This window comes from Brachybacterium netajii (SeqCode), from assembly GCF_054114245.1.
Genome location: NZ_JBSYXB010000004.1, coordinates 1 through 14,369 on the forward strand (window position 1 = coordinate 1; position 14,369 = coordinate 14,369).

Consider the following 14,369-nt stretch of genomic DNA (forward strand, 5'->3'; position numbering starts at 1 on the left):
ATCGAAGGTCTGCGCGAGCATCTGCTGGCCCGAGGAAATCCCTGAACTGGGAGACGAGGGAAGAGCTGGGGTAACTCAGAACTTCACTTGTCGGTGCCCATGGTTCCGACCTCAACTCTCCAGAAGCACCTGACGCAATGTTGACAACAGACCGGCGCATGTCATGCAGTCCGTGATCCTTGAGCGATCTCGGTGGTGGGCAGCGCACGTGGCACTCCATGAAAAGGGTAGACTGCATGGCCGACGACGCATTCATCGATTCGCAGGTAGAAGCACTTCTCGAGTCCGGCGTATTCGAGAGGCACTGGTATATGGCCCAGTGCGGCGTGTACTTCCACAACAGCATCGCGGCGGCGAAGCACTTCATTCGTGAGGGAATGCCGAAAGAAGCTTCGCCGCATCCGCTCATCGAGCCGCGAGTATGGCCGGAGCATCTGCGCAACGCTTGGAAGAAGATGCTCTTCGACAAGGCGATGGCGTGGTTCCGTAAGCCGAAGCTGAGTCAGCCGGCATTTGGTCCGCTCTTCGAGGCCCGCTATTTCGAGGATATCCCCGATGCCGCCTATGCAGGTCACCCGGGCGGACTGCTCGGGTACATCCTGCAGGAGGCGGAGCCCGGATTCGAGCTTCCGACCAGGTACGGCAAAGTCCCGTTCGCTGCAGTGCGACGCTCGTGGCCCGAATCCTACTCCCGGCTCAAGAGCCACCTCCGGCTGATCGGTCCGCGGAACACGCACGGCTGGGATGCGGCCCGCACTGCGGCCTGGATCGCGGACCTTCCGGGCGTCTCGGAAGAGCATGCTCAGGCGACGATCAGCGTCATCATGCCGACGTGGAACCGATCCGAGGTCGTCACCTCGGCCATCAGGTCGATCCAGGCGCAGACCCATAGCAATTGGGAGCTCATCGTCGCCGATGACGGATCGAGCGACAGCACCCTGGACGCCGTGCATGCGATGGCCGCGGCGGACGGTCGGATCAGAGTCCTCGAGCTCGATCACGGCGGTGTGAGCGCAGCCCGGAATGCTGGCCTCGACGCGGCGACGGGGGAGTACCTCGCGTTTCTGGACTCCGACAACCAGTGGCCGAGCACCTTCCTGGAGCTCATGGTCCGCGGCCTCAAGAAGGAGGGCCTGCGGGCGGCGTACGCCGGGCTGGAGCTCCACAACGAGGGGAAGACCACCTATCGCGGATATGAAGGAGGGCATGAGCATCTCCTGGTCGTGAATCACGTCGATCTCAACGTGTTCGTCGTCGAGCGCTCCCTGGCGACGGAGGTCCGCTTCGACGAGTCGCTCCGCCGATGGGTCGATCACGATTTCGTCGTCCGCGTCGCCGCGCAGGCGGAACTTCGCTACCTCCCCTTCATCGGATGCATCTACGATGACGATCGCGATATGCCTGACAGGATCACCACCAGTGAGTCCGAGGCATGGCAATGGGTGGTTCTGGGAAAGAACCTCGTGAGCTGGGACCAGGCGGACGGACCCGGGGAAATCCCCGGACGCGTGAGCGTCGTCATCCCGATCTACCAGGACTGGAAGATGACTCTGCGCGCCGTGCAAGCGGTCCTGGAGAACTCGGATGACGCTGACCTGGAAGTGATCCTGGTGGATAATGGGTCGGCCCATTATCACGGGTCGACGCTGTCGCAGTTCTTCGCCGGCGAGCCCCGGGTGAGGTACGAGCGGCTCCCTCGGAACATGAACTTCGCGATCGGCTCCAACTATGGAGCGTCCATCGCCACCGGCGAGTTCATCTGCTTCCTCAACAACGACACCGAGGTGCGTCCGGGATGGCTCGCCCCCATGCTGGAGAGCATTCGGGACTCTGCGGTCCGCGGAGTGCAGCCTCTCCTGCAGTACCCGGATGACTCGATCCAGACGGCCGGCACCGTGTTCCTCGCTCCCCGCACGCCCCCGACCCATTTCCTCACCGGTCTGCCTCCGGAGGACGCTGATGCGGTGTCAGGCATGGAGTTCAGCGCGGTGACGGCGGCATGCGTCCTCATGCGGAAGAGCGAGGTCGCCCAGCTGAAGGGATTCGACCCGATCTACGTGAACGGCATGGAGGACATCGACCTCTGCCTGCGTGCGATCGACAGCTTCGGGGGCCACTTCGTCGTCAATCCAGCAGCACGGGTCACGCACTACGAGTCGAAGACCCCGGGGCGCGGGCGCAAGATCCCTGAGAACCGGAAGGCTCTCATGGATCGCTGGTCCGACAGAATGCCTCCGCTGGACACCGACAAGTTCACGACCGCCGGTCTGGTGCCGGCAGGCATCGGAGGCGACAAGCTCTGGATCGTCCAGCCTCGGCCGGTGGTGGTGCGGGATCGCTCCAAGCCCTGGGACCGCTGGGGTCTGCGCATCTCATCGGTCGGAGGAGTCCGAGGGGATCGCTGGGGCGACACCTACTACGCGAACTCTCTGGCAGTCGCCCTGGGACGGTGCGGGAAGAAGGTCCTGACCTACCGGCACGGCGCGAACACCGAGACCTCGCAATCGTTCGACGACGTCAACCTGGTGATCCGGGGGCTCGACAAGGTCACCCCGATCCCCGATCAGCTGAACGTCCTCTGGGTCATCAGCCACCCGGAGGATGTCACGGTCGAGGAAGTTCGAGCCTTTGACCTGGTGTACGCCTCATCGGCGTCCTGGGCTGCCTCCATGAGCGCTCGGAGCGGGGTCGAGGTGCGCACTCTTCTCCAGGCCACCGACGCCTCGATCTTCTATCCGATCGACGAGGACGCCGTTGAGCTCACGCGCCCGCTCACCTTCGTCGGCGGACACTTCCCGCAGCGCACGCGGCGGGCGGTCGCCGATGCTCTCACCTCGGGCGCCGACCTCCGGATCATCGGGCACGGGTGGAGGAGGCTCCCCGAGACCATCCATGAGGCGGAAGGCGTGCCGAACGCAGAGCTGGGCGACGTGTACCGCGGGGCCACGCGCGTCCTGGCGGATCACTGGTCGGATATGGCTGAGATGGGGTTCATCCAGAACCGCATCTTCGATGCGGCGGCATGCGGCACTCCGGTCATCACCGATGAGGTCGTCGGCGTCTCGGACGTCTTCGGATCGCTCGTCCAGGTCTACGAGTCGGTCGATCATCTCCGATTCCTTGCGAGCTCCCGAGCGGACGATCTCTTCGGGACGTACGAGGCTCGGAAGGAGCAGGCGCAGGATGTGCTCGCGCAGCACTCCTTCGATGCGCGGGCCGCGCAGCTCATCGCCGACGTGGCTGCCCGACGTGCCGCCCTCTTCGGAGCCTGACGCATCGGCACGACCGCCGCGGTGCCCTCGCGGCCTCCGGAAATTCCGTACTGCTCTTGATCGCACCCCTATCTGAAGGATGACTGTAGATGTCTGAGAAGAACCACCTGTTCGTGACCGGCCTCGGCCGCTCGGGCACCACCGCGCTCACCCATGTCCTTGCATCGCATGAGGACATCGTCCTGGGGATGGAGCGATTCCAGAGGCTGTACAACCCGGCGAAGGTCGACCGCGTGACTCCGGCGTCCTTCGAGCGGGAAGCCTTCTTCGATTTCGCGGACGGGCTGTCCAGCACGAAGCCCGAGGATCCGCGGTTCGCCGCTCTGTATGCGCACGCGGACGAGCGCATCGAGGCTGCCCGATATGTCGGCGACAAGACGACTGAGATGCATGTCGTTCCCTCGCTCGTCAAGAACTTCCCGAAGGCGAAGTTCCTCGCGATCATCCGAGATGTCACCCCTCTGGCGTGGTCCTGGGAGCAGCGTGCCCGCAACCCCGAAGACCGCGGCTGGTCCGCCGCGCGCGGCGCGGAGGCTTCCGTCGAGTTCTGGAACAACAGCCTGAAGGTCATCGACGAAATGGTCCATGCCCACCCGGACAGGTTCTACGTCGTCGAATACGATGCCTTCTTCGGGTCGGACGGCCCCTTCCGGGCGTTCCTGTCGCAGCTCGGGCTCCCCTCCACCCCGGCGTCCGAGGCGGGATACGCCAAGGCTCGCCGTCACTTCCAGGCGAACGTGGAGAAGAAGGATCGCTCCCTGCCGGCCGAAGTGCTGGAGAAGATCGCTGCGGCGAGGAACGACGAGCTCTGGAACCGCCTCGTCGACCTCTCCCTCCGCGGCTGAGCGCATCGCCGCTCGGGCAGGTCAGAGAGGTACGCGTATGGAGCAGGTCGCGGTCGCAGGGCCGTCTCACGCCAGGAGATTCCGTCATGCGATCGCGACCGGGCAGATAGCAAGACCTCATCGGAGCATCCTGTGGAATGACCTCGCGGCCGCCTCGATGCTTCACCCCTATTTCAGGGAGTGCGAGTTCTCGAAGAGTCCCACGCCAGCGCTCGTGTTCGTCCCTGATTTTCGTCTCGGGAACCTCTCCTTAGAGAATCCGGAGGACCCCGAAGCGTATCTGAGCGTGGAGAAACGGCTCATCACGAAGGAGTGCGATGCGCTGATGTGCGAGCGCGTCCTGGAGCGGGTCGATGAGGTGCGCGAAGCGAATCCGCGCGCGCGATTCGTGTTCTGGTGCCTCGGGTGGCGGGAGCTGAACAATCGCGCCAACGGGAGATACTTCGACTCCGGCACGTATCGTCATCCGATCTGGAATCTGTCGGAGGTTGAGGGGAGGTTCGGGGACTCGGTGATCACCTTGTCGAGCGTCTTCGATCATCCGATGGGCAAGATGCTCCACATCGACGGTTCTGGGCATCCTTCCTATGTCGGGCTGGAGCTCTATAGGAACCTGGTGGATGAGCCGGACGTCGACGTGAGCGTCCACCTCGATCGGATCGCTGCCTACGGTGCGCGACCTCTTCTCGTCCTCCCGAAGGACATGGTCATCACAGGGGACTCCATCTGGCTCAAAGCCCTCGAGCTCTATATCAGCAAGGGATTGGTGAAGCTCCATCCGCAGACGCGGATCGCTTCTCAGGAAGACCTCCTCTCCGGAGAGGTCGGTCAGACGCGGAGGGTTCTCTACGTCTCGCGAATGCAGCCCGAGGGGCGGCAGGGGCGGCAGGATGACGGCGGGAGCTCGCTCGTCGCCTTGTCGGCGCTGGAGAAGAAGGGGTATGACGTACTCGTCTTCTGCTGGGACAGCCGTGCCGAGGAAGTCCTTCACCCTGCTCTCAGAAGGGCGCGGAACCATCCGGCGTCGACCGCTGCACTCGCGAGATTCCTGACGAGCGAGATGTCCTCGGGTGCGGTGCTGGTCGAGGGGCCGACCGGTCCGAGCTTCATCCATCCGAGCGATGTCGAGGTCTCGCATGGTTCAGGACCATGGCCGACCGTGCAGGGCATCCGCCGGGTGATCGAGGCTGGCGGAGGGGTCTGCCGGCAGGAGAGCTTCTCCGAAGGGGGCGCCGCAGCCTCCTGGCGTTGAACTCGCGGCGGCGAGCGGCTGGTGTACGGGGGGGGAACCGCGAGACCGGGTGCTCGAGGACGTCCCTCCGTCACTCGGCCCGGACTGCGTGCAGGGTCCGACCCTATGGGCCGGACCCTGCACGAGGAGGAGGACGATGCGCCGGTTCTGCTATGCGCCCTTCAGCGCATCGCGGAACTGCACCACGCGCTGGGCGCCGAGCGTCATGGCTTCGTCGTCGAGAGGCCGTTCGACATCGGGACGCACGAGCGGATCCAGCGCCGACGTGATGCTCGGATAACGAGCGATCAGGTCGAGGTTCTGCGGCTCGTACTCGGACATGAACGTCGCGCGAGACTCCTCGGTGAAGAAGGAGTACCCGGAGCGCAGCGGGTTCCTCTGGACGAACCCGTCGAACTTCCCCAGAACCGTCTCGTGGACACGGAGGTCGAGGAGCGTCATCTTCGCCAGGCAGTCGACCAGGTCATAGCTGAAGTTCTGCCGTGCGCTCGGAGTCGACGCTCCCGTGATGTCCACCCCGAGGGCCTCGAAGAACAGACGCAGGAAGTCGCGGTTGTTCTCCCGGGTGAAGGGCAGCAGGAGGGGCTCGGTCGGGAACCCCGCCTCGGCCTGGGCGATGATCTCGCCGTAGGAGAAGACACCGCGGCGCGACTCCAGGAACGGAGCGAAGTCCGGCTGGCGACGGTTCACCTTCGTGATGCTCTTGTAGAGCGAGTCCGCGAACATGTCCTGTCGGCGGAGCCCGGCGACCACGATCCGCTCGAAGTCGGCGAAGATCTCGTTGAAGAGGACGAACGCCTCCTCGCGGACATCGGGGGACAGGCGGAAGAGGTTCTCGGCGCTGAGGAGGATGTTCGCATCCTGTTCAGTTGCCAGCTCTGCCGCGGTCATCAGGAGTCTGCGTCCCAGGACCGGATCGACGGCGTGACGCTCCCCGAGACGGAAGAGCCCGCTCATCACACCCAGATGGGACTGCTGAGGGCGCTCCCCGATCAGCTCCAGGCTCGGGTAGAGGAGACCCCTCTCCAGGAGCCAATCTTTGTTGCGGCGCGCGAAGTACTGGATCGCCGTGGTCGCCGTCTTGTGCGACCCGATATGGAGGAAGAGCTTCATCTCAGGAGGCACCGCCCGTCGTCGCAGCGGAGCTCGAGGACGGGTTCTCCACGCCCGCTGGCGAGGCCTCGTTCGCCTGTGCGACCTGGACGGCTCGATGGATCGCCTCGGCATCCTCCGGCGAGCAGACCACGAGATCCGGAAGGTAGACGTCGCGTCGGTTGTAGACCATCGGCGAGCCGTCCAGCCGGCTCGTGAAGAGGCCGGCTGCACGCGCAACAGCGATCGGCGCGGCCGAGTCCCACTCGAACTGGCCGCCGGCATGCACATAGGCGTCGGCCTCGCCCCTCAGGACCGCGCACACCTTGTAGCCGGCGGATCCCATGGCGACCGGTGACCCGGCGGCCGCGTCGATCACGGCACGGATGAGATCCGAAGGATGGGACCGCGATACGGCGAAGCGCAAGCCGTTGGAATCGGCCGGCCGAGAGGCGAGGGCCGGCGGGGCATCGCTGCGCAGCACTTCCCCGAGCCCGGGAAGGGCGACCGCGCCGAGGAGGTCGCCGTCGATCCAGAGCGCCACATGGACGGCCCAGTCGTGACGACCCTGCGAGTACTCCTTCGTCCCGTCCAGGGGATCGATGATCCAGACGCGCGAGGAGTCGAGTCGCGAGAGATCGTCCTTCGCCTCCTCGGAGAGGACTGCGTCATCCGGCCGGGCGTCGGCCAGCCGGGCGGCGATGTACTCCTGCGCCCGGGCATCGCCGAGCTTCGCGATCGCTCGCGAATCCGTCTCCCCCGAGGCAACGGCCTCATCGCGCACGCTGATCAGCAGCCGACCGGCACCCTCGGCGATGCTGGCGGCGAGCTCCGCATCATTCATCGAGCTCACCCCTCAGAGGATCGTGCCCGCGCCCACCGTGCTTCCGGTGGAGGGGTCGACGAGGATGAAGGAGCCGGTGGTCCGATTGCGCTCGTAGGCATCGGTCAGGACCGGCTGGGTCGCGCGGATCCGCACCCGGCCGATCTCGTTGAGCTTCAGCTCCTCGACCTCCTGGTTCCGGTGCAGCGTGTTGACGTCCAGCTGGTAGTGCAGTTCCTTGACGATGGCGCGCGCACTGCGGGTCGTGTGCTTCACCACGAGCTTCGCGCCGGCCTTCAGGGGCTTGGACGCCATCCAGCAGATGCGGGCGTCCAGGTCCTGCGACACCTCGGGCTGGTTGTTCGGGCGGCAGATCATGTCGCCGCGCGACACGTCGAGATCGTCGGTCAGCCGCACGGTCACCGACATCGGCGGGAAGGCCTCCTCGACCTCCTCGTCGAACAGATCGATGCCGGCGATCGTGGTCGTCAGACCGGAGGGGAGGACCATCACCTCGTCGCCGCGCTTGAGGACGCCGCCCGCGACCTGGCCCGCATAGCCGCGGTAGTCATGGAATTGGTCGGACTGCGGCCGCACGACGTACTGGACGGGGAAGCGCACGTCCTGAAGGTCCCGGTCGGAGGCGATCTGGACGTTCTCCAGGTGGTACATGAGGGACGGGCCCTCGTACCAGGGCATGTTCTCCGAGCGCGAGACGACGTTGTCGCCCTGGAGCGCGGAGAGCGGGATGACCTGCAGATCCGGGATCTCCAGCTTGGCGGAGAAGGCGATGAACTCGTCCTGGATCGCGCGGAACACGTCCTCCGAGTAGTCCACCAGGTCCATCTTGTTCACGGCCAGCACGACATGGGGGACGCGCAGCAGCGAGAGGATCAGCGCATGGCGCCGGGACTGCTCGGTGAGACCGTTGCGGGAGTCGACGAGGATCAGTCCGAGATCAGCGGTCGACGCTCCGGTGACCATATTCCTGGTGTACTGCACATGTCCGGGAGTGTCCGCGATGATGAACTTCCGGCGAGGCGTCGCGAAGTACCGGTAGGCGACGTCGATCGTGATGCCCTGTTCGCGCTCGGCACGGAGGCCGTCGGTGAAGAGGGAGAGGTCGGTGTAGTCGAAGCCTCGATTCTTGGAGGTCTCCTCCACCGATTCGAGCTGATCCTCGAAGATGGACTTCGAGTCCATGAGCAGGCGCCCGATGAGGGTCGACTTTCCGTCGTCGACCGAGCCGGCAGTGGCGAAACGCAGCAGATCCATCAGAAGTACCCCAGTCGCTTTCGGTCTTCCATCGCGGCCTCGGAGAAGCGGTCGTCCCCTCGGGTCGCCCCTCGCTCCGTCAGTCGGGCGACGGCGATCTCGTCGATGATCTTGTCGTAGGTGTCGGCGTCCGACTCGACGCAGCCGGTGAGGGTCATGTCCCCGACCGTGCGGAACCGCACCTGCCGCTCGGAGACCGTCTCGCCGTCCCGGAGCGGGTTGTTGTCGGTCTCAGTCAGGAGCATGCCGTCGCGCTCGAAGACGCGGCGCCGATGGCTGAAGTAGATCGACGGGATCTCGATCTCCTCGCGGCGGAGGTAGTGCCAGATGTCCAGCTCAGTCCAGTTGGAGAGCGGGAAGACGCGCATGTGCTCGCCCTCGTGGATCTGCCCGTTGTACAGGCTCCACAGCTCCGGACGCTGGTTCTTCGGGTCCCACTGGCCGAACTCGTCGCGATGCGAGAACACGCGCTCCTTGGCGCGCGCCTTCTCCTCGTCGCGGCGCCCGCCGCCGAAGGCCGCGGTGAAGCCGTTGGACTCGATGGCATGGAGGAGCGTGCCGATCTGGAGCCGGTTCCGCGGGGTCTTGCCGTCGTCGTCGACGATGCCGTCGGCGATCGCCTGCTCGACGGAGGCGACGATGAGGCGGGCACCGAGACGGTCCACCCAGCCGTCGCGTGTCGCCAGCACCTCCGGGAAGTCGAAGCCCGTGTCGACCTGGAGCACGGGGAAGGGAACCTTCGCCGGATAGAAGGCCTTCTGCGCGAGCCGGAGCATCACAATCGAGTCCTTGCCGCCCGAGAACATGATGACGGGCTTCTCGAATTCCGCCGCCACCTCTCGGAAGATGTGAATGGACTCAGCTTCCAGCTCGTCGAGCTGTGAGAGTCGATAGTCCTGGTGCGTCCTCAAGCCAGGTCCTCCTCGGGTCGGGCTGCGCGGCACCAGATGTCCCCGCAGCTGATGATCGGGGCCAGACTAGCGGAGCCCTCGAGACGTGGAAGACAGGCGTCCACGACCTCCCTCCGGTGCTACTGTCGCCCCGACCCCAGACCGATCGTCCCGAGGAACGAGGAACGACGTGATCGAAGTTCCGATGATCATCGGCGGTCTGATCGTCGGCATCGTGGTCGGTATGACCGGTATGGGCGGAGGCGCGCTCATGACGCCGATGCTGATCTTCGTCTTCCGCATCGATCCCCTGGTCGCGGTCTCGAGCGACGTCGTCGCCTCCTTCTTCATGAAGCCCGCGGGGGCGCTGGTCCATCTCCGGCGGAAGACCGTCAACCTCAAGCTGGTCGGGTGGCTCTGCCTGGGGTCGGTGCCCGCGGCGTTCAGCGGCGCGCTGCTCATCCGGGTCCTGCCCTTCCAGGACGATCTGGACGCCGTGCTGAAGACGGCCCTCGGCATCGCCCTCATCCTCGCCTCGGCGGGTCTCGTCGCCCGGGCGTACATCAACCTCCGCAAGAGTCGTTCTCTCGTCGGCGAGGGGCCCGCTGATGCGTCGAGGGCCGACGTGCGGATCAAGCCGATCCCCACCGTCCTCCTCGGAGCCGTCGCAGGCCTGATGGTCGGGATGACCTCGGTCGGGGCCGGGTCCGTCATCATCGTGATCCTGCTGATGATGTATCCGGCGCTCAAGGCATCGCAGCTGGTGGGGACCGACCTCGTCCAGGCCGTGCCGCTCGTCGCGGCGGCCTCCGTCGGGCACCTCCTCTACGGCGACTTCCATGCGGGAGTCACCCTCTCCCTTCTCCTCGGAGCCGTTCCCGGAGCCTGGTTCGGCGCGCAGATCTCGTCGCGCGCGCCCGGTGGTCTGATCCGCCGCGCGCTGGCTATCCTGCTTCTCGCGAGCGGCTTGAAGCTGCTCGGGGCGAGCTATGCGGTCATGCTCGTCGGCGCCGGATCGGCGCTCGTCGGCGGCACGATCGGGTGGGAGATCGCCAAGTCGAAGGTTCGCGGAGCCGCGCACAGGACCGGATCCGCCGCGACCGTCGAGCAGCCAGTCGAAGAACCAGCATCGTCCTCGCAGACAAGGAGCCCCGATGGCGGCCACCAGGGTACTCACCCCTGATGAGATCGATGTTCTCGAGCTCGCGCTCCATGACCTGCTCCTCGCGACGCCCAAGGAGCTGAGGGGCGGAGCATCCGGCGAGCTCGTGCTCACCGATCTCGAGAACACGCCGGTTGCGACCCTCTCGGAGCGGGACGAGCTGGTCGCGCTGCGGCCGCTCGCCTTCAGTCATGGCCCGCTCTGCGCCGCCGGGGTCCGGCTCTCGTGGAGGCGACCGCGACGCCCCGGATCGATCGGGATCTGGCTGTCGGCGCTTCCCACGCGGGAGGAGGAGGCGGAGCTCGACGAGCTTCTGAACGGTCCGACGCGCGTCGTCCTCACCGTCCCGACGGCGCGAGGCGAGCTGTCCGGCCCGCGGGTCCACTCCGAGGGTCTTCTGAGATACGCGAAGCACCTCGCCCGGTGCTCTTCCGACGTGTCGGTCGTCGTCGTGCCGTGGCCCGTCGAGCCGGAGCGCTTCGACGGGCTGGTCCCGTCGGCGATCGCGGAGGCTCTCGGCGTCGACAGCATCCTCACGCCGATCGAGGATCGAGCTGAGGCCCGACCGGATGCCGCAGCGCTGATCGAGGAGTCGGAGAGGAAGGTCGTCGACGCCCTCTACTCCCCGCTCGCTGCAGAGCTCACCATGGCGGCACGTGCCCACGCGCATCCTCAGGGGCAGGTCATCTTCTTCACCGGCCTGTCCGGCTCGGGGAAGTCGACGCTCGCGCGGACGCTTACCGAACGGCTCATGGGCGAGGGACGCACCGTCTCGCTGCTGGACGGCGACGAGGTCCGGCATCACATGAGTCGTGGCCTCACGTTCTCCCGGGAGGACCGGGAGATCAATGTCGAGCGCATCGGGTACGCGACCTCGCTCGTGGCGAAGCACGGCGGTCTCGCCATCGCCGCGCCGATCGCGCCGTTCGAGAGCAGCCGCACCGTCGTCCGGCAGCTCGTCGAGGGCGTCGGTGCCAGCTTCCATCTCGTCTGGGTGAGCACGCCGCTCGAGATCTGCGAGGCCCGAGACCGGAAGGGCCTCTACAGGAAGGCGCGAGCCGGCGAGATCGCCGAGTTCACCGGCATCTCCTCCCCGTACGAGGAGCCGGAGGACGCGGACCTGGTCATCGACACATCCAGCATCACGATCGACGAGGCGCTCGAGCGCGTGCTCGCACTGGTCCGCTGATCGCCTAGGCTCGGAGCGGCCGCCCCGCGCGGGTCGTCGACGACGCGACGCAGGATGAGAGGAGCTGGAGTTGCCCATCTTCAGGAAGAGCGGCGTCAGCGTGCTGTTCGTGCATGTCCCGAAGGCAGGAGGGACATCGATCGAGAACCTGTTCATGAGGTCCGGGTGGGACGTGGGCCTCCTGGATCGCGGCGTGGGGAAGTCGTTCAACGTCTATCGGCGATGCAGTCCCCAGCACATGCACGCGTCGATGCTCTCCGACCTGCTGCGGCTCCAGATGTTCGATCTGGTCTTCATGGTCGTCCGTGAGCCCCTCGCCCGCTTCCGATCCGAGCTCGTCATGCGACGGCCCGGGCTCGAGGAGCCGTGGTCCGATGAGGTGGAGGAGTTCGCCTTCCAGCTGCTGAGGAACTCCTCCGCGAACCCGTTCACCGCTGACAACCACATCCGTCCGCAGTCGGAGTTCTACGTCCCGGGGTCGAAGGTCTTCCACCTCGAGGAGGGTCTGGATCGCATCGCGGAGACGTTGCGCGATGTGCACGGCCTCGACCTGGACCTCAGCGAGGGCGTCCCCCATGACACCGCGCGACGCGGGAGCATGTCGAGCAGCCGTATCGAGCTCCCCGATCATCTGGAGAGGGACCTGGTCCAGTACTACTGGGATGACTTCATCCGATTCGGATACGACATTCCGCGCTCCCATGCACGGCTCAAGTCGCGGGGGCGCCGCAGCTGAAGGTGCGGCGGCATCGACGCCGCTGCGAGGTGACTCGCGGGACCTCCGCGAGGAAGGATGACGACGATGACGAGCGATGCAGGACAGTGGACGGACGCGCCGACGGTCGGCGAATGGGCCGGTCTTCCGCGTCAGCCGAGGACCCAGGCGATCACCGAGGACCTCGGCTCCGGCCTGCGCATGCACCTGCGCATCGCAGAGCGCGGCGAGGCGCAGACTCTCCTCGTGCTCATGCCGGCGGCGCAGTCGCAGATCGAGAAGGGGCAGATCAACCCGCTCTTCTCCCGATGGAACTGGATCCCGGACTACCCGGACTCCCACGTCATCGCTGTCTCGGATCCGGCCCTCTACCAAGGGGACGGCCTGGCCGCCGCCTGGTTCGTCTCCCCGGGGCTGGACGTGTTGGCGAGGATCGCGAAGGCCGTCTCCGCGATCGCCGGGGAGCTCGGAGTCGGCCAGGAGTCGATCGTGGTCTACGGGTCCTCCCTGGGAGGCTTCGGCTCCCTCAGCCTCGCGTCCCTCCTCGCGGGCGCCCGCGCCGTCGCGGAGATCCCGCAGCTGGATCTCCAGCGCTGGCCGGTGCCCACCGCGCTGGCCGCGCTCGAGGACAGCATCACGGGGAAGCCCCTGGACAGCTATCGACAGGACCGGCCCGAGCAGCTCGACGTGCTCTCGCGCTTCCGCACGACGGGAGTCGTCCCCGGATTCCTCCTGATCACCAATCCGGAGGACAAGACCTACCGCGAGCACCTCGAGTTCATGGGCGCCGTCCGGAGCCTGGGCGCGGGGGTCGAGGTCAAGGGCGCTTCACGCCTGCAGGTCGAGACCCGCGTGAGCGGGCATCGGGTGCTCCCGCGCGAGGATGCGGCGATCCTGCTCGGCGAGGAGCTGGCGCGGAAGGGCTGAGGCGCGCTCGACGGGCGCGGGGACGATCGCGGCCATCCTGCTGTATCCGAGGGTGTTCATGTGGGTCCCGTCCACGTCGACGTCCGGGGCCAATCGGATGTCGTCCGACGAGACCGCCCGGTCGAACGGGATCATCCGGTCGTCGAGGCCGCGGAGCCACGTGTTGTACGACCGCCGGATGCGGCGGAACTCCTCGGTGTCGCGGCGAGCCGGTGTAAGGGATGCGCGGAGGATCGGTCCGTCGACCCGAGATCGGAGGATCTCCATCGTGCGGTGGTGACGCGCCTGCATCTCCCAGATCGGCGCCAGGCTGCCGATGTCGTTGAACCCCATGGCATGGATGGCGTAGTCCGCGCGCGTCAGCCCCTGCCATCGAGCCCACTTGAAGCTCGTCGGATCCGACCACCCGTCCATGGTGTCCCCGGACGCCGTGAGATGGATCGGCAGCGCACCGGTGCGCCGACCATGGATCGATGGCCAGGAGTCCCTCACCGGGACCGTCGCGGCGACACCGGAGGCGAGGGAGTCGCCGAGGACGGCGAAGATGGTCGTCGTCGCGGGGACCTCGGCCTCGATCCACAGGTCAAGAGGATGGACCTGCGTCGGTGCGATGCGCGCATCGGGCGAGGTCGCATGCGTGGTGATCCAGCCGCCGCCGAAGACCTGCCGGGGATGCGCCTCGGACGTCCAGGAGAAGCCGAGGAGATACTCACGGCCGGCCTCGAGCGGCACGTCCTGCCAGGCCGTGGAGACCGGGGACCCCTCGAGGGCGGAAGCGATCGTCGTGACGGAGCCGTCCCAGCGGCCCGTTCCCGATGACTCCCCGATCGAGACCTCCCCGATCCGCAGCGACCCTGTCCCCGGCTTGCCGTCGCGAGGGTTGATGTTCTGGAAATGCACCCGCCATCGAGGAATCGTCACGCCATG

12 protein-coding genes are annotated in these 14,369 nt (G+C 66.3%); 7 read left to right on the forward strand and 5 right to left on the reverse strand.

Annotated features, from left to right (window positions below):
- The first annotated feature begins 236 nt into the window (after positions 1–236).
- The 3 genes from ACXET9_RS09250 to ACXET9_RS09260 all read left to right on the forward strand — a co-directional run bounded on the left by ACXET9_RS09250 (position 237) and on the right by ACXET9_RS09260 (position 5,369).
- Positions 237–3,272 carry a glycosyltransferase gene (locus tag ACXET9_RS09250; RefSeq protein WP_457886284.1) on the forward strand — a complete coding sequence of 1,012 codons (3,036 nt, stop codon included), beginning with the start codon at positions 237–239 and terminating at the stop codon, positions 3,270–3,272.
- An 89-nt stretch (positions 3,273–3,361) separates the two neighbouring features.
- Positions 3,362–4,117: a sulfotransferase gene (locus tag ACXET9_RS09255; protein ID WP_457886285.1), complete on the forward strand. Its 756-nt coding sequence runs from the start codon at positions 3,362–3,364 to the stop codon at positions 4,115–4,117.
- Positions 4,118–4,154: 37 nt separating this feature from the next.
- Positions 4,155–5,369: a hypothetical protein gene (locus ACXET9_RS09260; RefSeq protein ID WP_457886286.1), complete on the forward strand. Its 1,215-nt coding sequence runs from the start codon at positions 4,155–4,157 to the stop codon at positions 5,367–5,369.
- 150 nt (positions 5,370–5,519) lie between these two features.
- Here ACXET9_RS09260 and ACXET9_RS09265 read toward each other — a convergent pair whose 3' ends face one another.
- Genes ACXET9_RS09265 through cysD form a run of 4 tightly spaced genes read right to left on the reverse strand, consistent with a single transcriptional unit; the run spans position 5,520 to position 9,470 of the window.
- Positions 5,520–6,482: a hypothetical protein gene (locus tag ACXET9_RS09265; protein WP_457886287.1), complete on the reverse strand. Its 963-nt coding sequence runs from the start codon at positions 6,480–6,482 to the stop codon at positions 5,520–5,522.
- 1 nt (position 6,483) lies between these two features.
- Positions 6,484–7,305: a 3'(2'),5'-bisphosphate nucleotidase CysQ gene (locus ACXET9_RS09270; protein ID WP_457886588.1), complete on the reverse strand. Its 822-nt coding sequence runs from the start codon at positions 7,303–7,305 to the stop codon at positions 6,484–6,486.
- Between the two features lie 12 nt (positions 7,306–7,317).
- Positions 7,318–8,559, reverse strand: coding sequence for a sulfate adenylyltransferase subunit 1 (locus tag ACXET9_RS09275; RefSeq protein WP_457886288.1), 1,242 nt, complete (start codon positions 8,557–8,559; stop codon positions 7,318–7,320).
- Positions 8,559–9,470 carry a sulfate adenylyltransferase subunit CysD gene (gene cysD, locus ACXET9_RS09280; RefSeq protein WP_457886289.1) on the reverse strand — a complete coding sequence of 304 codons (912 nt, stop codon included), beginning with the start codon at positions 9,468–9,470 and terminating at the stop codon, positions 8,559–8,561. Before cysD ends, ACXET9_RS09275 begins: the two co-directional genes overlap by 1 nt.
- A 169-nt stretch (positions 9,471–9,639) precedes the next feature.
- Between cysD and ACXET9_RS09285 the strand changes: the two genes are divergently transcribed.
- The 4 genes from ACXET9_RS09285 (at position 9,640) to ACXET9_RS09300 (ending at position 13,442) form a co-directional block, all read left to right on the forward strand.
- Positions 9,640–10,632 carry a sulfite exporter TauE/SafE family protein gene (locus tag ACXET9_RS09285; RefSeq protein WP_457886290.1) on the forward strand — a complete coding sequence of 331 codons (993 nt, stop codon included), beginning with the start codon at positions 9,640–9,642 and terminating at the stop codon, positions 10,630–10,632.
- A complete protein-coding gene (gene cysC / locus ACXET9_RS09290) occupies positions 10,604–11,800 on the forward strand; it encodes an adenylyl-sulfate kinase (protein ID WP_457886291.1) in 1,197 nt (398 codons plus the stop codon). The genes ACXET9_RS09285 and cysC overlap by 29 nt, the downstream gene beginning before the upstream one ends.
- Positions 11,801–11,870: 70 nt before the next feature.
- Entirely contained in the window at positions 11,871–12,536 is a 666-nt protein-coding gene (locus tag ACXET9_RS09295; protein WP_457886292.1) for a sulfotransferase family 2 domain-containing protein, read from the forward strand.
- A 66-nt stretch (positions 12,537–12,602) separates the two neighbouring features.
- Entirely contained in the window at positions 12,603–13,442 is an 840-nt protein-coding gene (locus ACXET9_RS09300; RefSeq protein ID WP_457886293.1) for a hypothetical protein, read from the forward strand.
- On the opposite strand, the gene ACXET9_RS09305 is transcribed toward ACXET9_RS09300, so the two are convergent.
- The gene (locus ACXET9_RS09305; RefSeq protein WP_457886294.1) at positions 13,344–14,363 is read right to left on the reverse strand and encodes an SGNH/GDSL hydrolase family protein; all 1,020 of its coding nucleotides are present in this window, start codon (positions 14,361–14,363) and stop codon (positions 13,344–13,346) included. The genes ACXET9_RS09300 and ACXET9_RS09305 overlap by 99 nt on opposite strands.
- Positions 14,364–14,369 lie beyond the last annotated feature (6 nt).